This window comes from Polyangium jinanense (genome assembly GCF_028435265.1).
GTDB lineage: Bacteria > Myxococcota_A > Polyangia > Polyangiales > Polyangiaceae > Polyangium > Polyangium jinanense.
The window spans coordinates 122,064-144,581 of record NZ_JAGTJK010000020.1; the positions used below are offsets into that span (position 1 = coordinate 122,064).

Annotated in this window: 18 protein-coding genes; 12 read left to right on the top strand and 6 right to left on the bottom strand. The window is 69.2% G+C overall.

All coding sequences use genetic code 11. The features are described from left to right. Positions 1 to 114 precede the first annotated feature (114 nt). Positions 115 to 1,455: a hypothetical protein gene (locus KEG38_RS30130; RefSeq protein ID WP_272423365.1), complete on the top strand. Its 1,341-nt coding sequence runs from the start codon at positions 115 to 117 to the stop codon at positions 1,453 to 1,455. On the opposite strand, the gene KEG38_RS30135 is transcribed toward KEG38_RS30130, so the two are convergent. Together KEG38_RS30135 and cyaY are read right to left on the bottom strand one after the other, a co-directional pair. Next, on the bottom strand, positions 1,424 to 2,344 hold the full coding sequence (locus tag KEG38_RS30135; protein WP_272423366.1) for a matrixin family metalloprotease: 921 nt from the start codon (positions 2,342 to 2,344) through the stop codon (positions 1,424 to 1,426). The genes KEG38_RS30130 and KEG38_RS30135 overlap by 32 nt on opposite strands. Positions 2,345 to 2,360: 16 nt before the next feature. Continuing rightward, positions 2,361 to 2,696, bottom strand: coding sequence for an iron donor protein CyaY (gene cyaY, locus KEG38_RS30140; protein WP_272423367.1), 336 nt, complete (start codon positions 2,694 to 2,696; stop codon positions 2,361 to 2,363). Positions 2,697 to 2,802: 106 nt separating this feature from the next. Here cyaY and KEG38_RS30145 point away from each other — a divergent pair, with 106 nt between their 5' ends. From KEG38_RS30145 to KEG38_RS30165, 5 genes are all read left to right on the top strand, one after another. Continuing rightward, positions 2,803 to 4,365, top strand: a complete 1,563-nt coding sequence (locus KEG38_RS30145; protein ID WP_272423368.1) for a serine/threonine protein kinase — start codon at positions 2,803 to 2,805, stop codon at positions 4,363 to 4,365. Between the two features lie 11 nt (positions 4,366 to 4,376). After that, the gene (locus KEG38_RS30150; protein WP_272423369.1) at positions 4,377 to 5,783 is read left to right on the top strand and encodes a sodium:solute symporter family protein; all 1,407 of its coding nucleotides are present in this window, start codon (positions 4,377 to 4,379) and stop codon (positions 5,781 to 5,783) included. A gap of 175 nt (positions 5,784 to 5,958) precedes the next feature. Continuing rightward, the gene (locus KEG38_RS30155; protein ID WP_272423370.1) at positions 5,959 to 7,056 is read left to right on the top strand and encodes a hypothetical protein; all 1,098 of its coding nucleotides are present in this window, start codon (positions 5,959 to 5,961) and stop codon (positions 7,054 to 7,056) included. Positions 7,057 to 7,267: 211 nt separating this feature from the next. Beyond that, on the top strand, positions 7,268 to 10,471 hold the full coding sequence (locus KEG38_RS55675) for a carboxypeptidase-like regulatory domain-containing protein (protein ID WP_272423371.1): 3,204 nt from the start codon (positions 7,268 to 7,270) through the stop codon (positions 10,469 to 10,471). 23 nt (positions 10,472 to 10,494) lie between these two features. Beyond that, positions 10,495 to 11,298 (top strand): hypothetical protein, encoded by an 804-nt coding sequence (locus KEG38_RS30165; protein ID WP_272423372.1) that lies wholly within the window; start codon positions 10,495 to 10,497, stop codon positions 11,296 to 11,298. 3 nt (positions 11,299 to 11,301) lie between these two features. On the opposite strand, the gene KEG38_RS30170 is transcribed toward KEG38_RS30165, so the two are convergent. The 3 genes from KEG38_RS30170 to KEG38_RS30180 are packed head-to-tail and all read right to left on the bottom strand — an operon-like array spanning position 11,302 to position 16,360. Then, a complete protein-coding gene (locus KEG38_RS30170; RefSeq protein ID WP_272423373.1) occupies positions 11,302 to 13,992 on the bottom strand; it encodes an ion transporter in 2,691 nt (896 codons plus the stop codon). Between the two features lie 58 nt (positions 13,993 to 14,050). Beyond that, the gene (locus tag KEG38_RS30175; protein ID WP_272423374.1) at positions 14,051 to 14,896 is read right to left on the bottom strand and encodes a hypothetical protein; all 846 of its coding nucleotides are present in this window, start codon (positions 14,894 to 14,896) and stop codon (positions 14,051 to 14,053) included. A 30-nt stretch (positions 14,897 to 14,926) separates the two neighbouring features. Then, positions 14,927 to 16,360, bottom strand: coding sequence for a vWA domain-containing protein (locus KEG38_RS30180; protein WP_272423375.1), 1,434 nt, complete (start codon positions 16,358 to 16,360; stop codon positions 14,927 to 14,929). Positions 16,361 to 16,553: 193 nt separating this feature from the next. On the opposite strand from KEG38_RS30180, the gene grxD reads away from it, so the two are divergent. From grxD to KEG38_RS30210, 5 genes are all read left to right on the top strand, one after another. Beyond that, positions 16,554 to 17,486 (top strand): Grx4 family monothiol glutaredoxin, encoded by a 933-nt coding sequence (grxD, locus tag KEG38_RS55040; RefSeq protein WP_276073725.1) that lies wholly within the window; start codon positions 16,554 to 16,556, stop codon positions 17,484 to 17,486. 22 nt (positions 17,487 to 17,508) lie between these two features. After that, complete coding sequence (locus tag KEG38_RS30195; protein ID WP_272423376.1) at positions 17,509 to 17,769, top strand: BolA/IbaG family iron-sulfur metabolism protein; 261 nt, start codon at positions 17,509 to 17,511, stop codon at positions 17,767 to 17,769. Positions 17,770 to 17,805: 36 nt separating this feature from the next. Then, entirely contained in the window at positions 17,806 to 19,506 is a 1,701-nt protein-coding gene (locus tag KEG38_RS30200; RefSeq protein WP_272423377.1) for an amidohydrolase, read from the top strand. After that, the gene (locus KEG38_RS30205; protein WP_272423378.1) at positions 19,503 to 19,778 is read left to right on the top strand and encodes an N-ATPase subunit AtpR; all 276 of its coding nucleotides are present in this window, start codon (positions 19,503 to 19,505) and stop codon (positions 19,776 to 19,778) included. The genes KEG38_RS30200 and KEG38_RS30205 overlap by 4 nt, the downstream gene beginning before the upstream one ends. 156 nt (positions 19,779 to 19,934) lie before the next feature. Beyond that, positions 19,935 to 21,218 carry a PAS domain-containing protein gene (locus tag KEG38_RS30210; protein WP_272423379.1) on the top strand — a complete coding sequence of 428 codons (1,284 nt, stop codon included), beginning with the start codon at positions 19,935 to 19,937 and terminating at the stop codon, positions 21,216 to 21,218. On the opposite strand, the gene KEG38_RS30215 is transcribed toward KEG38_RS30210, so the two are convergent. After that, positions 21,215 to 22,180: a hypothetical protein gene (locus KEG38_RS30215; protein ID WP_272423380.1), complete on the bottom strand. Its 966-nt coding sequence runs from the start codon at positions 22,178 to 22,180 to the stop codon at positions 21,215 to 21,217. The genes KEG38_RS30210 and KEG38_RS30215 overlap by 4 nt on opposite strands. A gap of 92 nt (positions 22,181 to 22,272) precedes the next feature. Between KEG38_RS30215 and KEG38_RS30220 the strand changes: the two genes are divergently transcribed. Beyond that, the gene (locus tag KEG38_RS30220; protein ID WP_272423381.1) at positions 22,273 to 22,503 is read left to right on the top strand and encodes a hypothetical protein; all 231 of its coding nucleotides are present in this window, start codon (positions 22,273 to 22,275) and stop codon (positions 22,501 to 22,503) included. Positions 22,504 to 22,518 lie beyond the last annotated feature (15 nt).

The window sequence follows — 22,518 nt, forward strand, 5'->3', positions numbered from 1 at the left end:
CACCCTCGGAGGCCGCCGGATGAGGCCGGTGGTAACTTTGTCGGCACGGCTGCTCGGGGCCGCGTAGGATGCGGACCGGCGAGGGCGATGGCAGCCCGCGCGATCGACCGAGCCATGCCGAAGAGGCGTCCCAGCGCCGCAGGTCGCGACCGACGAACAGGCCCGGATCGTCCCGGGCCGACGTGGATCCGCCGCCTGCTCGGTGTCGGTCTCGCCGCCGCTGCCGGGTTTTCCTCCGCATCCGCGCGCGCCGCGCCCGGGGATGCGCAGGCCCAGAAGGGGATCGCGCTTGCCCGGAAGGGCGAATGCGGCGACGCCGTCCCGCTGCTCGAAGAGGCCGAGGGCATCCGGCATCGGCCCGAGACCGCGGTCGCGCTCGCGGGCTGTTACGAGATGGCGGCCGAGCTCCTCCAGGCGAGCGCCCTCTACGGTGTTGTCGCCGAGGAGCCGCCGGATCGGAGCCACACCCGCGGCGATCGCGCGGCCATCCAGACCGCCAAACGCAAGCTGCGCGACGTCGAGGCCCGCATTCCCACGCTCTCCTTCGTGATCCCGAAGGGCTACGAGGACGTCGTCATCACGATCGACGGCGAGCCCGTCGAGCAGCCGAACGAGCCGCAGAAGGTCGATCCCGGCGACGAGCTCGCCGTCGTGATGAAGGCCAAGGGCCGCAAGGAGCGCAAGGAAACGATCACCCTCGACGAGCGCGAGCGCCGTGTCGTCAAGCTCGATCTCGCGTCGCTCGGATCTTCGGCCGCGCCCGCGCCCGCGGTCCCATCGAAGGAGCCGCGCCTCTGGCTCGGCGCTGCGTACCGCGGCTACGTCATCCCGCAGTTCGCCATGAACATCTTCGGCGACGGCGGGCGGACCGTGATCGCGCCGGGCGGAGCGCTCTCGCTCGTGCGCCCCTCGGGCAACCTCGACATCACGTTCACGCTCGGATACGCGGCCTTCTTCCTCCAGCCCACGCCCTTCAAGCCGCGCGGCACGCCCGACACGGAGTACGAGATCGTCTGGGCCGATCTCTCCTCCCTGCAGGCATCGTTCGAGCTCGTATGGAACATCCCGCTCGATCGCGCGCAGCGCTTCCGCTTCCGCATCGGCGGCGGCCTCGGTGTCGGCTACACCTTCCTCGGCGGCCTCTATCGCACGCAGGCTTATCCGCCCGGCTTTGCGCCTGCGGATCCGTACACGTACCGGCCTTGCACCGCGCCGAACGATCCACCGGGCAGCTTCCGCTACTGCAACCAGCTCGACAAGGACGTCGACCATTACGGGGCCTACGAAGAGCCGAGCTGGTTCTCCGGGGGCGTGCGGCCGCTCGTCTACCCGTGGGTCGTCCTGCCGAGGCTCGGCGTCTCGTTCCGGCCCACGCCACGCGTCGCGATCGATCTCGACGTCGCGCCGACCCTCTCGGGCATCCTCACCGGCCTCGGCGTGCGCTTCGGGCTCTGATCCTTCGAGCTCCAACGAACCCGAGTGCCACGAGCGCGAGCGCCGATGCGGCGTGCCCCGCCTCGCCGCCGCCGGTTCCACCGCGCACGCTGCAATCGCCCTCCGTCTGCTTCGCCGCGCATTCCGGCGAGAAGCCGTGGCGGGGAAGGGGATTGCAGCGCGCCGTGTCGACGGGCTCCCCCGTGGGCGGATACGCCTCGCAGATCGCCGCGATGTCGTCCGCCGCGAGCGTGCGCGGCAACAGGCTCCCCGACGTGTAGTTCGGCCACATCGTCGCGTTCGCGTCCTCCGCGTGCGCGAGCCCGAGGAAGTGCCCGGCTTCGTGCGTCATCACGGAGAGCAGATCGGTCTGCACCTCTTCGGGGTTGTCCGACGTCGTGAAGGGGAAGCCGTGCGTGTTGACTTCCATGTCCGCGTCGTAGATCTCGCCCGTCTTCGTGTCGAACGTCACCGTCGTCAGCGCGATGTTGTGCGGCCCATCCGGGTGCGTCCACGTCGCGTCGCGGAACACGACCACGTTCGCGTTCCCCGCCTTCGAGTTGTACTCGACCCGATCACACGCGACGGCCCCGAGGTTCTGCACGTGGATGTTCGGCGGCCCCGGCAGCGCCGTCTCGCAGACCGGCTCCTCCCACGCCCGGAACGACTCCTCGACGACCGCCAGGGCCAGCGGGTACGGCACCTCCTCCGAGCCTTCCACCTGCACGCTCACGCCCACGCAAGGCCGCTTCCAGAGCAGCGGCTTGCAGGCCGGATCGTCCCAGGGCGGGGGCCCGCAGAGCTGGCCCTCGGCGCACGTCGAGGCGCGACAGTAGGCGTGGGCCTCGGACGCCGCGCTCGTCACGAGCGCGAGCCCGAGTGCGAGGGCGAGGCGAGGCGTCGAGCGCATGCCAGGGCCTCCGCGCTCAGGGGGTGAGCTCGATCGTCCTGCCGAGCTTGCGCGAGAGCACGGCTTGTACGGTCGCCCAGAGCTCTGCGCCGTCCTTCGAGGCGTTCCAGCTCGCGCCGCCCGTGCGCGGGTCGAAGTGCCAGGCGTTGCGTTCGGCGGCCATCCAGATTTGCCGCGCCGCGCGGTGGCTGTTGATGACGTACCGGGTTCCGTCCTGGAACTCGACCGTGAGGACCCCCATCTGCAGATCCACCTCGATCCCGTCCAGGTCGCCGAGCGCCCGCTCGAGCTTGCGCAGCGTGTCGTCCGCGGCGCGTTCGAAGTCCCGTTCCGAGATCCCCTCGGTGCTCATGGGTCGAACCTACCTCGGCCGAAGGCGACCGCCAAGCGGCCGCGCCCCGCTTTCGTTTGGCCTCGGAATTGACTAGGATGGTGAGTCACCCGAGGACGCCTAGCGCATGCCGGAGACGAAGAAGATCACCCCCGGCCTGGTCATCGCCGGTCGGTATCGCGTGATCCGGGAACTCGGGCGCGGCGCGGTCGGCTCCGTGCACCTCGTGCAGCACGTCCACACGGACGAACAGTTTGCGCTCAAACTGCTGCACGATCCGGCCGCGGCGAGCCCCGAGAAGATCGCCCGCTTCCGTGTGGAGGCGCGCGCGCCGGCGCGGATCGACAGCGATCACGTCGTGCGCATCACGGACGCCGACGTCGCGCCCGAGCTCAACGGCGCGCCCTTCTTCGTGATGGAGTACCTCCGCGGCCGCGACCTCGGCGCCGAGCTCGACCTGCGCGGCGCGCTGCCCGCCCCCGAGGTCGTGCTCTACATGCGACAGGCCGCTCGCGCGCTCGACAAGGCGCACGCCCTCGGCATCGTCCATCGCGACCTCAAGCCGGAAAACCTCTTCCTGATCGAGCGCGAGGACGGCGTCCCTTGCATCAAGCTCGTCGACTTCGGCATCGCCAAGCTCACGGGCGACGCGGCCACGATCGCGCAGATCGTCTCGCGCACGCAGACGGGCCGCATCTTCGGCACGCCGCTCTTCATGTCGCCCGAGCAGGCCACGGGACGCGTCTCGCTCGTCGGGGCCGCGACGGACGTGTGGGCCCTCGGCCTCGTCACGAACCGCCTCCTCACGGGCCGTGATCACTTCGAGTCCGACACGGTTGCCGAGCTCATCGGCAAGATCGCGTACGACCCGATCCGCCCGCCGAGCGCGCTCGGCACCTCGCTCGGTCCTGCCTACGACGCCTGGTTCCTCCGCTGCTGCCATCGCGAGATCGGCAAGCGCTTCCGCTCTGCGGGCGAGGCCGTCACCGCGCTCGCGGCGGCGCTCGGGATCGAGGAGGGTGACGCGCTCATCGACGCCGTCATCTCCTCGCGGCGCGCGCTCGGCGGCATGGCCTACAGCGAGACGATGCGCGCGCCGCCCTCGTCGGGGCGTGACTCCATCGACATCCTCCTCGACGCCCTCGAATCGAAGGCTCCGCCGCCTGCGTCGGCCTTGCCCGCGAGCACCCCGGCGCTCCCTCCGAGCGCCCCGGCGTTCCCCGCGATCAAGCCTCCGCCCGTCCCTCGGCTCCCGGCCACGCTCTCGGATCCGCATCTCCCCGCGCACGTGCACACGCCTCCGCCTCCGCCTCCGTCGAGCACGGTCACGAGCTCGGCCGACGCCGTGGTTCGGCCTGCACTCGACATCCCGCCTGCACCTCGCGCCTCGCGTGGCTCCGTGTACGTCGGCCTCGCCGTCGCTGCTGCGCTCGCGGTGGGCCTCGCGCTCGGCGTCGTCTTCATCCAGTCGAGCGGCCCCGACGCGCCTCTCGCCACGACGAGCGCCTCTCCTGCGGCGTCCGCCCTCCCGTCCTCTGCCCGCGCGAGCCTCCCCCCGCGGCCTTCGCCATCTGGATCGTCCCTCCTTCCGGCCTCCTCGGTCGCGCCGGCCCCCTCGGCTTCGGCTGCGCCCAGCGTCCTTCCTCGCGGCACCTTTCCCCGCAAGGATCCGCTCTCCGGCCGCCACTAGGATCTTCTTCGTTGAGCCCCGATCGCCTCGTCACCCTCTTTGTCGTCGCTGGCTACCTCCTCGCGCTCATCCTCGCCGGCGCCTACGTCACCCGGCGATCCAAGGGCTTTTCCGACTACGTCACGGGCGGCGGCAAGATCCCCGCGTGGATGCTCGCCCTCTCCTTCATGGCGAACTTCGTCAGCTCGAACTCCTTCGTCGGGCATGCGGGCAAGAGCCACGAGGTCGGGCTCGGCTGGTGTGTCGTCGCCGGCTTCCTCGTCGTCGCCTGCGCGCTCTCCTTCCACCTCTTCGCCCCTCGTTTCGCCGAGTTTGCCCGGACGAACGGCGCCCTCACCCTGCCCGATTTCTTCGAACGCCGCTTCGGATCTCGCCCCCTCGCGGTCTTCGTCCAGTGGATCGTCGTCGTCACGACGCTCCTCTACGTCCTCGCCGTCTTGCGAGGCACGGCCCTCGTCGTCGCATCGGGCCTTGGCCTCTCGTATTCCGCGGCGCTGCTCGTCGTGTATCTCGTCACGATCGTCTATTGCCTGCTCGGCGGCCTCTGGGCGGACGTGCTCACGGACGTCGTGCAATCGGTCGTCCTCCTCGCCGGCGCGGTCCTGCTCTTCGTCGCGGTCGTCTCCGCCACGCCCGATCCTGCCGCGCCCGCGCCTCCGCCGCTCCGCCCCCTTTCGATCGCGCAGCTCGTCGCGGTGGGTTTGTCGGGCGCGGTCAAACTCGTCGCCGACCCCAAGCAGGTCATGGTCTTTTATGCCTTCGGCGACGCCGCGCAGGCCCGCCGCTTCCGGCATTTCGCGCCGCTCCTGCTCGCCCTCGTACTCGCCTGCCTTTTCCCCGTCGGTTACCTCGCGCGCTCGCTCGTGCCTCTTGTCCGTGACGTCGACGAGGTCGTCCCGCGGCTCGTCTTCGAGCGTGGCCTCCTCGGCGCCGCCTTTGGCCCCGTCTTTCTCGTCGCGCTCCTCGCGGCCTCGATGTCGTCGCTCGACTCCGCCTTGCTCATCGTCGCCTCGTGCCTCGAAAAGCACGTCGTCGCCCCGCTCGCCCGACGGGAGCCGAGCGAGCGCCGCACCCGCGTGATTCTCTTTCTCGTTGCGACCCTCGTCTTCGCGCTCTCCTTCCGCCCTCTCGGCGACATCGTCTCGCTCTCGACCCTCGCGGGCGCCCTCCTTGGCGCCTCGCTCTTGCCGATCCTTTGCGTGGGCCTCTTCGTCGACGCGCCCATTCCTCCGCGTGTCGCCCTCGTCTCCCTCACGTTTGGCCTCCTCGGCGCCCTCGCCGGCAAGCTTGGCCCGAAGGCGCTCGGCCTCCGTTCGCCCTGGCTCCAGGACATTTTCGTCGGCCTTCTTCTCGCGACCTTGCCCCTCGTCGTGCACTGGGTCCGGCGCCCCCGCGCCCCTGTTTCCGTTCCCGGCTGATCCCGCCTCCGGCCGCGACGCACGGAGACGTGGTCCGGACGAAGATACGTTTTTCGGGGACGTACAAAACGCCGGAAAATCCGAGAAATCGCCCGGATCCTGCGTGGAGTTTCCATTTTTTACGGGTCAGACTCATCCCCGGAACACCTGGCTTGTTTTCCGGGGGGGGCCTTAAATGAACACGAATCGAGCATTCGTGGCGGGTGCCGTGCTCGTGGCATGGGGAGCGCTCGCCGCGTGTAGTAGCTCGGATACGATCGAGCAACGGATCGGCTCGGAGGGCGCCACGAGTCCCCAAGGGAGCATCGGCGCCGCGACCGTGGGGGCCGGCGGCCCAGGTGGAATGGGCGGCGCCGGAGGCGCGACGATCGGGAGCGGCGCAGACAGCACCGGCGGGGAAGGTGGAAGCGGAAGCGGCGGCGAAGGCGGCAGCGTAAACGCCGGCGGAGGCGGCAGCGGAAGCAGCGGCGGAGGCGGAAGCGGCGGCGCCGGCGGAATCGATCCCACGGGGGGCGGCGGCTTCGGCAGCGCCGCAGCCGGCTGCATGATCGATCTCGACTGCGACGACGACATCGACTGCACGACCGACGAATGCGACGTCGGCCAATGCAAGCATACGCCGGACAGCGGGAAGTGCGACAACGGCAAATATTGCGACGGCGCCGAGGTCTGCAACCCCTCGGCTGGCTGCGTCGGCAACTCCAAACCCTGCGACGACGGTGTCGATTGCACCCTGGATACCTGCGACGAAGCGACCGACGCTTGCGGCCACACGCCCGTCGACTCCCTCTGCGACAACAAGATCCACTGCGACGGCGTGGAGACTTGCAACGCCATCCTCGGCTGCCTGTCCTCCGCCCCGATCGACTGCAACGACGGGATCTCCTGCACGAACGACGCCTGTTCCGAGTCGTTCGATGCCTGCATCTTCACCCCCATCGATGCCGCGTGTGCCTCCGGTGAGCTCTGCATCGCCGCGGTCGGCGGCTGCACCGCGGCCCTGCCTTGCGCCGCGAATGCCGATTGCGACGACGGCATCGCCTGCACCTACGACCTCTGCTACGACCCGGGCGGCGTCTGCGTCCATTACGCGCAGGACTACGTCTGCGACGACGACGTGTTTTGCAACGGCGCCGAGATCTGCGACCCATTCCAGGGCTGCACGGCAGGCTCGCCGGTCATCTGCAACGACGGCATCGACTGCACCGAGGACATCTGCGACGCCACGACCGACGCCTGCAAGGCCATCCCGCACGAGTCGTCCTGCCCCTGACGACGGCAAGCCCTGCGGGGCTGCTTGCGCAACCTGATCGAATTGGCTTGCGCGATTTGTGCAAGCGCCCCTTGCGCAGATCGCGCGCCGTGAAACCGGCCCCGCTCCGGACCTCCTTATATACCTCGCGAGGATCGCCCCCGCGCCCTCGTGGCACGGTCGCTGCTCTTCGGACCCTCGAGCCCGCGGGGCGGGCTCGAGGGAGGTCCACGTGAGACGGCCGAATCGAGTTTATCTCCTCTGCGCGCCGGCCCTCGCCACGGCGATCGTCTGCTTCGGCAGCGAGGCGCTCGCGCAGGGCGGTGCCACCATTCAGGGCAAGGTCATCAACGCCGAGACGAACAAGCCGGTGCCGGACGTCCTCGTCACGGCCACCTCGCCCGCGCTCCAGGGCGACGAGGTCGCCGTGACCGACAAGGCGGGCAATTACCGCCTCCCGAGCCTGCCGCCCGGCGACGGATACGTCATTCGCGCCGATGGCGGGACGAACTTCCGGCCTTATGCCTCCAAGCCCTTCACGCTCCGCGCGGGCGGCACGGCCCTCGTCCAGATCCAGATCCTCCCCGAGGTCCTCGAAACAGGCATCGACATCCGCGTGGAAGCCACCGTGCCCGTCATCGATTACACGACCGGCGTCAAGACCAGCGTCGGCCCCGAGTTCACCCGGCGCGTCCCGACGAACCCTCCGACCGGCAAGGGCGGCGCGACCCGCTCCTTCGAGGGCCTCGCCACCATCGCCCCCGGCACCTTCACCGACACCTACGGCGTCTCCGTCAATGGCACGACCTCCCCGGAAAACGCCTTCGTGATCGACGGCGTCTCCGCCAACGACGCCGCCTTCGGCATCCTCGGCACCCCTCTCTCCAGCGAGTTCGTCCGCGAGGTCAACGTCATCACGGCCGGCTATTTGCCCGAATATGGCCGTTCGATCGGCGGCGTCATGGATGTCGTCACGAAGAGCGGCTCGAACGAATTCCACGGCTCCTTCTTCAGCGCCATCACGCCCGGCGCCCTCGAGGGCCGGCGCACCCGCATTCCTCGCGAGGGCAGCACCATCCAGACGAGCCCGAGCCTCGCGACCATCCAGGACATCGGCTTCGAGTTCGGCGGCCCCATTCTGCGCGACAAACTCTGGTTCTTCACGGGCGCGAGCCTCGCGATCCAGAAGACGCGCCTCGATCGCACGCTGAACAAGCTCCTCTACGTCGAGAATCCCGACGGCACGCCGGCCGAGGATTCCATGGGAAACCCCATTCCGATCCGTGATCCCGAAACCGGGTTCCAGCAGACCTCGGTCCTGCCCGGGACGGAGAAAACCTACTATGCCACGAGCCGGACGTACCAGTACATCGGAAAGCTCACGTGGAAGGCCCATCAGGACCACAACGTCTCGCTCTCGGTCTTCGGCGCCCCGCAGACCTCGGGCGGCAACGGCGATTATCCGTTCAACCTCCAGACCGGCGGATCTGCGCCGAACCTGCAGGGGCCTTACGCGGCGTTCGGCGGGATCAACGAGTCTTTCTCGAACAACGTCGTCCTGAAGACCTCCTCGTCCTTCGCCGAGAAGAAGTATCTGCTCGACACCACGATTGGCTGGGTCTACGGCTCGCTCACCCAGGCCGCCGCCGACGGCAGCGGTGTCTCCGACATCGGCTCGCCGGGTACGATGGCCGGGATCCCGAACGTCGCGTGGCGCAGGTCCACGGGTGGGCGGTATCCGATCACCGAATTCGAAACCCTCCCGGCGGCCGCGCGCGAAGCATGCGCGCCGGGCGGCAGCCAGGAGATCGCGGCGCTTTATTGCCCCGTCGTCAACTACTTCACCGGCGGCCCCGGCATCATGCGTCAGGCCACGCAGAACCGCATCCAGGGCCGCGCCATCTTCACGGCCATCGGCAGCCTCCTCGGCCAGCACATCGTCAAGGCCGGCATCGATTTCGAGGCCCTCGATTACACGAGCGCCCGCGGCGTCAGCGGCGGCAATGCGTTCCGCGAGAGCTCGGACGGCGCAACGTTCCTCGACGCGCGTCGCTTCGGCTTCCTCGAGGGCCCCGACCGCGCCGTCTTCCTGAACTCGTTCTCCACCACCTCGCGCTCCTATACCATCGGCGGGTTCGTCCAGGATAGCTGGAGCATCCTCGAGCGCGTCACCCTGAACCTCGGCGTCCGTTATGACGCGCAGGTCGTCACGGGCAATGACGGTCGCATTGGCATGACGCTCCCGAACCAGTGGTCGCCCCGCGTCGGCGTCATCTGGGATCCGACCAAGCAGGGCCGCGCCAAGATCTTTGGCAACTTCGCGCGGTTTTACCAGGCCATCACCCTGAACCTCGTCGACCGCTCCTTCCCGGGCGAGCTCAACATCTACTCCCTCCGCGGCTCCAACGCCTGCAATCCGCGGGATCCCGCGCAGGTCCACGGGGCTTGCGACGACCCGAACAATCTCATCACGATCACCGGAAACAGCGATCCGACCCGGAAATTCGGCGCCACCGGCTCCGACCGTGTCCCGGTGGATCCGGACATCAAGCCTCAATCCTCCGACCAGCTCGTCGTCGGCGGCGAATATGAGCTCTTCGATAACGCGAAGATCGGCGGCGCGTACACGCACCAATCGCTCAACTATGCCGTCGAGGACATGAGCCGGGACGAGGCGAACACGTACTTCATCGGCAATCCCGGCCACGGCATCGCCAAGGACTTCCCCGAGGCCGTCCGCGATTACGACTCGTTCATGATCTTCTTCGAGAAGGCGTTCGCGAACCGCTGGCTCGCGCAGGCGAGCTACACCGCGTCCTACCTTCGCGGCAACCTCGCCGGCCTCTTCCGGCCCGAGACCCAGCAGCTCGATCCGAACATCAACTCGGACTTCGACCTCATCTCGCTCCTGCCGAACCGCGAGGGCCCGCTCCCCGGCGACCGCACCCATTCCATCAAGGTCTTCGGCGCCAAGGAGTTCATTTTGCCCGGCAACATCTCGATCAGCGTCGGCGGCAGCTACACCGCCCGCTCGGGCACGCCCATCAACGTCCTCGGCGCGCACCCGCAATACCTCACGGGCGAGGTCTTCATCTTGCCGCGCGGCGAGGGCGGCAGAACGCCCTGGGTCCATTCGATCGACACGAACGTCACGGCCGGCTTCCAGCTCGGCAAGGACCAGACCATCACCTTCGGCGTCGACATCTTCAACATCTTCAACTTCCAGGCCGTGACCGGCGTCGATTCCAATTACACGTTCGCCGACGTCCGCCCCATCGAGGGGGGCTCCATGGACGACCTCCCGGCCGCGAAGGGCAAGCTCGTGTACTGGGACGGCCAGCCCTTCAGCGACGTCGACAAGAACCCCAATTTCGGGAACCCCAACGGATTCCAGCTTCCGCGGCAGTTCCGCTTCAATGCGCGGGTGACCTTCTGAACGTGCGGACGAGGAGACAAACCATGAAGAAACGTCATTCCTTCCTCGTTGCCGCGGCCCTCGGCCTCGGCCTGGCCTCGTTCGGCGGCGCGTCGTGCTCGCAGCCCCCGATCCAGTGCGTCGTCGGGCACGGGTCGTTCATCGCGAAATATTCGCTCGTGGAGGGCACCGGCTCCTGCGCCGACCTCGTCGGCGAGGAGATCGGCCTCGCCACGTTCCTCGCGCCGAACGACGATCGGACCCTCGCCGATTACGACAAACGCAGCATTGCCGTTCAGTCCGACACGTTCGGCGGCCTCATCCGCGAGCGCGAGGGGCTCGGGGCAGGGGAGGAGGACGTGCCCTATGCGTTCGGCGCGTACACGACGAACCCCGACGAGCGTGATCTCTGTTATGCTGGCGGCGCATCCGGCACCGCCGCGCTCGCGCCCGCCGAGCTCGACCTCCCCGAGGCCGAGACGATGGACGCCATGGGAAACCCCGTCACGCTCCCGGCGAAGAGGCTCCGACAATCGTGGGAAAACCTCTCCATTTACGTCACCGCCGCCGCGCCGGGCACGCAGGTGGTCGGCACGATGAAGTACGAGGACCTCATGGAGGGCTGCTCGGCGACGTACACGTTCGTCGCGCTCTTCCCGGCGGTCCAGTGCGCGAAATCGGACGCCGACGGCAACCCCACGAACGAGCCGGACGACGCGCTCTGCGATCCGACGGGCAATGCTGCCGAGGGCCGCACGCCCTCCGGCATCAACCCCGATTACCGCGTGAAATGTGATCCCACGCTGCTCTATTGCGTCCTCGACGAGACCCCGCGCGCCGCGCCCTGATCCTCAGGCGCCCATGTCGACCCCAAAAGGCCCGACCGTCCGCGACGCGGGCGCCCGCTCCCGCGCCACCCGCGCCGCCGGCTCCTCGAGATCGCGGCTCTCCGCGAGTGCATAAAGCGCCACGATCTCCGACAGAGCGAACACCCGATCCCGCGGCGGATTGAGCAGCACCTCGAGCCGCTCCCGCGCGTGTTCGTCCACCGCCCGCCGCTCGATCGCGATCGGAATCACCTGCCGCGACGCGAGCGCCTCCCTGAGCTCGTCGAACCGCACTGTGCCCTTCGCGCCCGCGGCGTGCTCCCCCGGCTCGAGCCGCACGATCTCCTGCCCGTACTCGCCGAGAATCTCGTCGTAGAGCGCGGTCACGCCCGGCACGAACGCGCTGTGCACCATGAAGTAGTTCTTGATCCGGTCGGTGCTCACGAGCGAAAGCCGGAGCCTGCCCGAGGCGAACCCGCATCGCTCCGCGTCCACGAGCCTCCGCGCGTGCTCGCCCTTCTGCACCGACGCGAACTCCGCGAGCACGTGCAGCCGTTCGCCCCGCGCGAGCTCGCCGCGCTCGAGCGCGCCCACGAACCGGAGTAGCCGCATCGTCGTGCGCGCGTCCCGATCCACCGCGTCGGGCTCGCTCAGGAAGATCACCGCGCCGATCGGCCCGCCCTTCTTCGCGCACTCCACCGCGAAGGACGCGAGATCATGCCCGCGTTGCGTGTACACCGTCACCCGCCCCCCGTGCTCGAGCGACATCGTCACGCCCTCGCGCCCTGGCGGCGGCACATCCCGCTCGATGCCGATTCCGAGCGACGCGAGACGCATCGCGAGTGGCATCCGCTCGTCGCCACGCTCGCCGAGCACGAGCGTCGCGTCCACGCCCGGCATGAACCGCGCGAGCTCACGCACCATCGACGGCAGCGCCGGGCTGTACCCCACGACGAGCACACGCGAGAGTAGCCCTCGCGCCATGTGCGTGTCCTCGGCCCACGTGCAGATCTCGGCCCGCGGCGGCGTGGTTTGCTGACTGACGGGCGTGATCCCACGCCCCATCACGAGATCCCGCCCGTACCTGCGCAGCGGCGCGTACGTCGCGGTCACGCCGATGATCCCGCGCAGAAGCTTCGTCGGGATCTTCCCTGCGCGCGCGCCGAGCTTCCACGCGCCCGATCCCTCCTCCGGATCACGCAGCGGATTCAGCCATTGCTCGAGGTCCGCCACGGGCACGAGCCCGCGCGTCCGCCGCGGCGTCGCCTTCCCCAGGAACACCCCCGTGAGCAGCACGCCGCGCTCTTCGTACGCCGCACGCGCGAGCCTCTCGAACGACACGAACCCGTCCTCGCCGCCGAGCGCCTCGATCGCCTCCGCCTCGCCGGGCTCCACGAACATGTGCGTGTAGAACTCGGATCCGTCGGCCGTCATGAGGTCCGTGTACAGCGCCTCGACCCCCGGCGTGACCAAGTGCTGACAGAGGAAAAGCCCTAGAAAACGCGGCATATCGAGCGGGAACGTATGAGGTCCACCGATCGCCATCACGAGCGCGCGGTTCTCGCTCTCCACCACCTCGACGAACACCTGCGCGTCTTGGTTCTGCGCGCGGAACGACGCGAGCGTCATCGTCGTCACCGCGTCCGCGTCGGGCCCCGCGTCCGCGCGGGAGAGCAAGATCGCGCGTTTCGCCGTCGCCGCCGACACCCGCGCGAGCGCGTCCGGATCCCATCCGTCGCCCTCGCGGTACATCACCCACCGCATCATCGGCTCGTACAGATATCCGGGCGGAGCCTCGGTCGTCCCGAGCAGCGCCATCCGCGGCAGGGCATGCCGGCGCGGCATCGCTCCGCGCCCCCGCAGCCATTGCAGGATCTCCGCTGGCCGGAAGAAGCTCCGCAGGATCCGGTTCCGCTCGTAGAGCCGCGCGAACTCCCGCACGAGCATCTCCGCCTCGTGCACGGGACCAATCACCAGCGAGTGCTCGTCGTAGTCGACCGTGCGCCGACGCTCGGCCCGCACCACCTGATCGACCACGTTCGAGCCGATGCCGATGATGAACGACACCACGAACACGCCCACGATCGTGAGGCCCAGCGACAGCACCGCGATCGGCGCCGGCACCTTGATCGTCCCGACCAGGTTGTCCGCGCTCTCGAGCTGCCGGAACGCCCACCACACCCGATCGATGAAATCGGCGTCGGCCGCGAGCCCGCTGCCGGTGTAATCGTAGCGGATCGCCAGGTGATCCAGCACCACGGCCGCGCCGAACGCGAGCGACCAGACCGCCACCGTCACGAGCCCGAACTGCTGGAGCTGCTCGCGCCGCGTCACGATCGAGTAGAGGTCCGCCGCGAGCTCGCGGGCGAACCGGAGCAAGAGCAAAAGCCGGGCGAGACGGAGCGAGAGCAGCGGCGCCACGTACCTGGGATCGCCGATCTGCTCGAAGGGCAAGAAGCTCAGGAGCGCGAGCAGATCGACGACCAGGAAAAACCATTCGAAGCGCCGGATCTCCTCGCGGGGCCGCCGGAGCGCGAGGAAGCGCAGCGCGAGCTCGATCGTGAAGATCGCGAGGAAGACGGGCCGGAGCGCGCTCTCCAGCCGGGGCATCGGCAGGAGCGAAACGAGGATGCAGATCGCGAGCCCGATCTTGACCGGACGTTTGTCGAGTAGCGCGGCGACGCGGCGGGGGAGGCTCGGTGCCCGAGGGGCCATCGCGCCGCAGCATAGACGCGCCGAGGGCCGCGTTTCCAGCGGCCTCCGCGCGCATCCATCACGACGAGATCAGCGCTTCGCTCGTTGCTTCGAGCTTCTCCCCCGTCGCCTCCACGACCTCGAGCGCCCGCACGTCCTCGCTCGCCTCTGCCGCGTGCGCCGTGTCCGCGAGGAGGTACGCGCGCCGGAGCGCCTCCACATGCGCGCCGATGCGTTGATCCACGCGCCGCGCGACGGCCGTGGGCGCGTCCGCGCGGGCGCCCTTTCCTCCGACCCGCGCTCGTTCGAGCCGCGCCCGCGCCTCGCCGAGCCGCACGAGCGCCTTCCAGCTCGCGCGCACCTCGCGCGCCGCGGCCGCGTCGAGCAGCCGTTCGTCCACGTGCCTCCGCAACGCGGCTCCCTCGCGCAAGGCCGCGCCCGCCTCCTCGCCGGCGTCCTCCGCGAGCCCGTCGAGCGCGTACGCTACTGGATCGTCCGCCTCCACGAAGAGCGGTAGCGCCGCGAGCACGGCCGCGACCAGCGCTGCGACCACGCGGATCGAAGGCGATCCGCTCCCGTACGCCGCCGTGATCGTCCCCGCGAGCGCACCTGCCACGAGCGCGCCGCCCACGTGCACGAGCCGCGCCGTCCCGGCCTTCACCCGCGTCGTCCGCTCCGCGTACGCGAGCGCCACGAGCGCCGCGCCCGCCGCGGCCGGCGACGTATTTCCCACGATCGCCGCCGACAGCGCGCCGAGCGCCCCGCCCGCCGCGGCGAGGCCATCGATCGTCGCGCTCGCCGCGAGCGCGAGCAAGACCCCGAGCCCGAGCAGCGCGATCGATCCCGTCACGAGCCCGAACCGGCCCGCGAAGGGCCACAAACCAAACGCCGCCGCCGCGGCCACGAGGAGGGCAAGCTTCCGCATGATTCCTTTGATCTCCAACGGGTTCGTCGTTCAGTACGCCGCCGCCCGACCGAGGTTCGAGAACTCTTTGTCGGCCATGCTCCGGGCCGCCGCCTTCGCGCCCGCGCTCTTCGGCGGCGCCGCGTGGATCTCCTTCTTCGCCTGCTCGTAGGCGTCGACCTGCGCCTGGATCGCCGTCGCAGCCGGCGCCGGTGCTGCCGCCGCCGCGGCCTTGAGCGCGCCGATGTTCTCGTCGACGATCCGCTGCGCCGCGTGGATGTCGCCTTGCTCGAGCGCTGTGGCCGCCTCGAGCTGCCGGCTCGACGCGAGCGCGCTCGTCGCCTCCGCGAACGCCGCTCGATCCACGCTGAGCTCCGCCTCCCGCGCGTCCGCCGTGCCTTGCAGATCGAGCGGCGACAGCGCCACGCGCGTCCGCTCTCCGCCCACGAGCGACCACCCGACCTCGCCCCCGATCGCGAGTTTTTCCCCTGCCTCCGCGTTCGCCGCGAGCTCCACGACCACACGCCGCTCGTCGCCCGCGAAGAGCGACCCGATGCGCAACGTCACCTCGCGCCCGTCGCCTTCCGTCCGTGCCTCCGCGCCGATCGCCCGGACGAACCTCACCCCCTCGGGGAGCACGAACCGCGCCTCCGTCGCTTCGACCGTCGTCGCGGCCGTCTCTTCGAGCTCGCGGCGTAGGAACGTCCGGAGCGCCGCTCCATCCTTCACGAACGCAAAGTTCCCGCGCCCCGCCTCCGCGACCCCGCCCATGTACCTCGGATCAAAATCGAGTCCGATTCCGAGCGACGACACCGTCACCCGATCCTCCGTCGCGTTCCGCGCGATCCGCTCTGCATCGAAACGCCCGTTGTCGAGCCCGTCGCTCACCAGCACCACCCGCTTCACGCGCCCCGACGAGGCGTTCGCGAGCGACTCCATCCCCAGCGACAGCGCCGGCGGGATGTTCGTCCCGCCGCTCGCCGAGAGCTCGTGCACCCGCGCGGCGAGCCGCTCCCGCACGTCCCCCACGCGCGCGAGAGGCTGCAGAACGTCGCTGTCCGACGCGTACCGCACCAGCGTGATCTGATCGTCGTCACGCAGCTCGCGGATCAGCTCCACCACCGCGTCCTTGGCCTGCTTCATCTTGCTCTCGGTCATCATCGAGCCCGACGTGTCGAGCACGATCGCGAGCGCGAGCGGCGCCCGCTCCCGCGCGTCCGCTTGATCGGCCTTGATCCGCAGCACCGCCGAGATCCGCGCCTCGCTCCCGCCGAACACGCGCGACTGCGTCAGCGTGATCGACCCATGCGCGCCCCGCCCCGAGAACGTCGCGCCCGCGCCACCCTCGCTCGGGCTCGCGAACGCCACGTTTGTCCGCGCGCTGAGCGGCGCCCTGTGCAGGATGAGCCCTCCCGCGCACAGCGCGATGAGGCTCGCCGCGAGCGCGCGGCGGGTGCGGGGGACACGGAGCCATCGGTTCGTCATGACACACTCCTCCGGGCACGCGCCGAACGCCCGGCGCGCGTGGAAACATCGCCCCTCGAGCGCTCGCGAAGGGGAGCGCCCGGGGCGACGAACATCCGCGGCGCACGTCTACGGACGAGCGGGCCGTTCGGTCTAAATGACGTAGCGTCACGTTTCGAGACGTGCGAGAGTCCCGACCGATCGAGGGAAACAGATGAATCTCAGTGAACCGCTCAAGCAGCGTATCGAGGCGCTCGTTCGGTCCGACCGGGTCGTGCTCTTCATGAAGGGCTCACGCCGGTTTCCCCAATGTGGGTTCTCCAGCTCCGTCGTGCAGATCCTGGACGAGGTGCTTCCCAGCTACACGACGGTGAACGTCCTCGAAGATCCCGAGATTCGCGAGGGCATCAAGGCCTACGCGAGTTGGCCCACGATCCCGCAGCTCTACATCGACGGCGAGTTCGTCGGCGGGGCCGACATCGTGCGGGAGATGCGCGAGAGCGGCGAGCTCGCGCAGAAGCTCGGCGCCGCCGGGGCGGGTGGCGAGGCGAAGGCGCTGAAGATCACGCTCAGCGCGTCGGCCAAGCGCGCATTCGACGAGGCGGCGAAGGAGGCGCCGGGCGAGCTCCTCCGCTTCGAGGTGAGCCCGCGCTTCGAGTATGGGCTTTATTTCGGGCCGCGCGCCGAGGGCGACATCGAGGTCGACGCGGGCGGCATCACGGTGCTCGTCGACAAGGGGAGCGCGCGCCGGGCGGACGGTGTCTCCATCGATTTCGTGGACGGCCCCGAGGGCGCCGGCTTCAAGATCGAGAACCCGAACGAGCCCCCGCGCGTCCGGCAGCTCTCCGTGAAGAAGCTGAAGGAGATGCTCGACGCGGGCGAGACGTTCGAGCTCATCGACGTGCGCACCGACAAGGAGCGCGCCATTGCGCGGATCGCGCAGGCGAAGCTCCTCGATCAGGCCGAGCTCGAGCGGCTCGAAGCGCTGCCCAAGGACACGCCGATCGTCTTCCATTGCCACCACGGCGGTCGCAGCCGCTCGGCGGCCGAGGCGTTCGTGGGGCGAGGTTTTTCCAAGGTGTACAATCTCGAGGGGGGCATCGACGCCTGGTCGGTCGTTGTCGACACCTCGGTTCCGCGGTATTGACGAATTTCGGGAGGAATCGCGCGTGTCGTACCACATGACCACGTTCCAGGGCTCGATCCCTGCGGCGATCGAGCAAGCCATCAAGGAAAAGATCAGCGACGCCGTGGTGGAGGTGCAGGGTGGGGGAGGGCATTTCGAGATCTCCGTCACGAGCAAGGTCTTCGCGGGCAAGGGCACGCTGGAGAAGCACCGCCTCGTTCTCGGCGCGATCGCACACCTCATGGCGGGAAATGACGCCCCCGTGCACGCCGTCGACAAGCTGAATACCAAAGTCCCCACGTGACGCCCCCGCGCCCTCGCTGCTGCTAGAATGGGCGCGATGTTCCGAAGCGCCCTCCTCGCGGCGACCCTCGCGCCCCTGGCCCTCGGCTGTGGCGCAGCTCCTACGCCATCCCCGCAATCACAAAACCCCGCGGATTTCGTCCTTCTGGGCGGCGCCGTCCGCACGCTGGATCCGGCCCGCCCCCAGGCGACCGCCATCGCCGTGCGCGGCGATCGCATCGTCGCGGTCGGCACGGACGCCGAGGTCGGCGCGTTCGTCGGCCCGGAGACCCGCGTGGAGCGGCTCTCCGGGCGCGCCGTGATCCCCGGCCTCGTCGACGGCCATTGCCATCTCCACGGCCTCGGCGTCGCCCTCGAGAGCCTCGACGTCCGCGGCAAGAAGAGCCCCGAGGACGTCGCGCAGCTCGTCGCCGCCGAGGCGAAAGGGCGCGCGCCGGGCGAATGGATCACCGGCCGCGGCTGGGATCAAAACCTCTTCACCCCCGCCACGTTCCCCACACACGCGCCCCTCGACGTGGCCGCGCCCGATCACCCGGTCGCCCTCGAACGCATCGACGGGCACGCGCTCTGGGCGAACGCGGCCGCCCTCCGTCTCGCCGGCGTCGACGCGAAGACCGCCGATCCCGCGGGCGGCCGTATCCTCCGGGATGCCACGGGCGCGCCCACCGGCGTCTTCATCGACAATGCAATGGACCTCGTCACGGCGAAGATCCCCGGCGAGCCGCCCGAGGTGATCGAGCGCCGCATCCTGCGCGCGTCCGAGCGCGCTCTCTCGCTCGGGCTCACGGGCGTGCACGAGATGGGCATCAATGACGCGACCGTCGCCGTGTATCGCAAGCTCGCGGCCGAGGGCCGGCTCCCGATCCGCGTGTACGCCTATCTCGCCGGCGGCTCGAACCTCCCCGCATTGTCGCAACGAAAGCCCGACGTCGACCCGCAGGGCACCGCCATGTTCGTCCTGCGCGGGGTAAAACTCTTCGCCGACGGCGCGCTCGGCTCCCGCGGCGCCGCTTTGCTCGCGCCCTACGCCGACGAGCCGAAGAGCACGGGGCTCTCGATTGCAGACCGAAAAAAACTCACCGACGCGGCGCGCCTCATCGCCGACGCGGGATTCCAGCTCGCCGTGCACGCCATCGGCGACCGCGCCAACCGCGACGTGCTCGACGCCTTCGCCGCGCTCGGCGAAGGCCGGGCGCGCGCGCTTCGTTTTCGTGTCGAGCATGCCCAGGTCCTCGCGCCCGAGGACATTCCCCGGTTCGCCGCGCTCGGCGTCCTCGCCTCCATGCAGCCGACCCACGCAACGAGCGACATGCCCTGGGCCCCCGCGCGCCTCGGCCCTGAGCGCCTGCGCGGCGCGTATGCCTGGCGTTCGCTCCTCGACGCCGGCGCGCGCCTCGTCTTCGGCTCGGATTTCCCCGTCGAGGAGCCCTCGCCCCTCCTCGGCCTCTGGGCCGCCGTGAGCCGCCAGGATCCCTCGGGCGCCCCGCCGGGTGGCTTCATGCCCGAGCAGCGCATTACCCTCGACGAGGCGCTCGCCGCCTTCACCACGGGCCCGGCGTATGCCTCCTTCACCGAGGCCAGCCACGGCCGCATCGCGCCCGGCTACATCGCTGATCTGACCCTCTTTTCCGGCGCCCTCGCCGCGGATCGATCGCTCCTCGCCGCGAAGATCGACCGCGTCATCGTGGGCGGCAAGGTCGCGTTCGGCGCCGCGATGTCGAAAACGGAGGCCCCGTGACGAACCTCGTCCTTCGCGTGCTCCTCTTCCTCGCCCTCGGATTCGCGCTCGGCTGGGCGCATGCGAAGGCCATCGCCGAGGGCGAGCGCATTCACCGCGAGACGGGGGAGCGCGCGCGCCCCACGGTCATCTTCGTCCTCCGCCTCGTCCTGCTTTGCGTCGCATTCGGCCTGATTGGAAAATCGGGCTCGATGCCGCTCCTCGCCTCCCTCCTTGGGTTCGTCATGGCGCGATTGGTTCGCCGTCGAACGACCAAAGCGCCATTGAATTGACGCCGCTTTTGCCATTCGGCTCTCTGTACGGACACCGCGCAGCGTTATAAGTAAGGGAAGGTCCTGCGGCGACTCGTATCCTCGGTGCGACGTGGCCTGCCCGTCCTGGGTGGCCCCTCGTGCCTGGAGATACGGGCGCCACGTTGGGGGGTGGACATGAACGTGCAAGAATTCCAGGGATTGCAGGCAGAGTCCGACCGGCTCCGCGCGCGCGTGGCCGAGCTCGAAGAGGCCCTCGCGGCCGCGAACCACCGCGCGGACCTTTATCAGGCCGTGTTCGAATGCATCCCCGTCCCGGCCGTCGTGCACGACGTCGAGGGCTTGGTCTTCGATATCAATCGCAAAAACCGAGAGTTCTGCGCCATCCCCGACCGCGAGCTCGTCATCGGCAAACACAACCTGCTCAAAGATCCCGATGCCGTGGCCCGGGGATATGCCGCGCACCTCGAAAGGGCCACGCGCGGGGAGGCCTCGGTCATGCCGCCCACTTCGTTCAACACGGCGGAGGTGGGATTCGATAACGCCGAGGATCGGGAGCTCTGGTCGGAGACCTCGTACGCGCCCGTCGACGTCGCCGGCAAGCGGTACGTGGTGTCCGTGAACCTCGACGTGACCGAGCGGATCCGGGCGCAACGCGCGCTGGAGGCGAGCCAGCAGTTCCTGCTCGGCATCATCGAGAACGCGCCGTCGCTCGTGTACGTGAAGGATCTCGCGGGCCGCTACATGCTCGTCAACAGTCAGGTCGAGCAGTTCGTCCAGATGAACCGTGAAGGCCTGCTCGGCAAGACCGACGCCGAGCTTTTCCCGTCCGAGATCGCGGAGAGCTACAGCGCCTCCGACGCCCTCGTGCTCCGGACCGGGGAGCCCCTCACGCGCGAGGATGTGATGCCCCTCGAAGGCGGCATCGTCGCCTACGTGACCACGAAATTCCCCCTCCGGGACGCCGAGGGCAAACCCGTCGCCGTGTGCAGCATCTCGGTCGACGTGACGACACAAAAAGAGGCCGAGGCCCGCGCGCGAAAGCTCCAGGAGGAAATGCTCGGCCTGCAGGAGGCCACGCTCCGCGCCCTCTCGACGCCGCTCCTGCCGATCGCCGAGGGCGTCGTGGTGATGCCGCTCATCGGCCACATCGACGCCCGTCGCGCCGAGCAGGTGCTCGAGACGTTGCTCCACGGCATCGTGCAGAATCAGGCGTCGATCGTCATCCTCGACGTCACCGGCGTGCCCGTCGTCGACGAGCAGGTCGCGAGCACCCTCGTGCAAGCCGCGCGCGCCGTCGAGCTGCTCGGGGCCGAGGTCGTCTTGACCGGCATTCAGCCGGCGATGGCCCGCACCCTCGTCGAGATCGGCGCCGAACTCGGACGCATGCGCACCCGGAGCACCCTCCGGGGCGGCATCGCCCTCGCGCTCGGCCGCGGCGCGACCCGCGGAAAGCGCTAGTTCTCCTTCGCGGAGAGAGCCTCCTTCGCCATCTCCTCGTACGACATGCGCCGGGCCCGCGTGAGCTCGGAGTCGTCGTATTGCCGGGCCATGAACTCCTTGCCCACGCCTCCGACGCGGCCGAGCAGATCGCCGAGCAGCCGGCCCGTGATCGGGTGATCGACCCCGTCCTGCAGGAGCCGCAAGAACCGCGTGAACGGCCGCCGCGACGTCTCCTCCTTCCGCCCGAGGAGCTGCATCCGCTTGAACGCGTCCCGCAGCCGTTTGCCCTCGGGATCGACGAAGTTCATCGGGTCGAGGAAGACGTCGCGGATGAACGGATGCCCGTAATGCAGCATGTACACGAACGCCTTCGCGCCCCGCGCCCGCTCCGCGACCGAGAGCTTCGTCTGCCGCTCGGCCATCCGCCGCTCGTAGGCCTCGGAGCCGTAATACTCGGCCATGTGATAGTCGATCGCGATGTGGCGCGACTCGTCCCGGTTGATGAGCGTCATCGCCTCCTGGCTCATCTCGTCGTGCACGTAGTCGTTGATCGACCGGAGCAGCGCGATGTCCAGGATGAGCTCCCCGCACACGATGTACGCGTTCGCCACGTCGTCGCTCAGGTAATGGATCGCGTCCACGAAATGCGGGGCGAACGCCGTCAGGCTCGGGCTCTGCCGATACATCTTGTAATGATGGACGTCATAAAAATCGGCGAGCATCTGCGCCGCGTGCGCGTGCCGGACCTCGTCGACGACGAAGCTCCGGAAGATCGCCTTCAGCGTCGGATCCTCCACGCGCCGCTCCTGCTCGCGGAAGAGCGCGCCCGCGAGCCGCTCGATCCCCGACATGTCCGTGAAGAGCTGCACGATCGCGATCTCGTCCTCCCGCGACATGCTCCGCGGCTTCCGACTCCAGTCGAGGTCGCCGACATGCCACTGGTCACGCCGGCAGTTCTCCAGCATCCGTTCGAGGTCCATGCCTGCCAGGATACCCGTCGTTATCATCCCGGTAAAGCGCCCAACGGAGGACGCACACGCGCCCCGGGCACCACGCTTGCGTTCGTCGGAGCATGACCATCCCGCGACCCATCGAGACGACCCGAACGGAGGAAAAATCCCCTCCCACGCAACCGGAGCGGCCCGAAGCACCCCCCGTCGAGGATCCCCGCATCCGCAAGGGACCGATCGAGGATCCGCCGCCTCCGAGCCCCGTCCCCGGCGAGCCGCCGCCCGAGCCGCCCGTCATCCGGGATCCGCCCGCGCCGACCCAGAAGCCGGGCGAGGTGATCCGGGTCGCCTGAACAAGCGCACGAGCA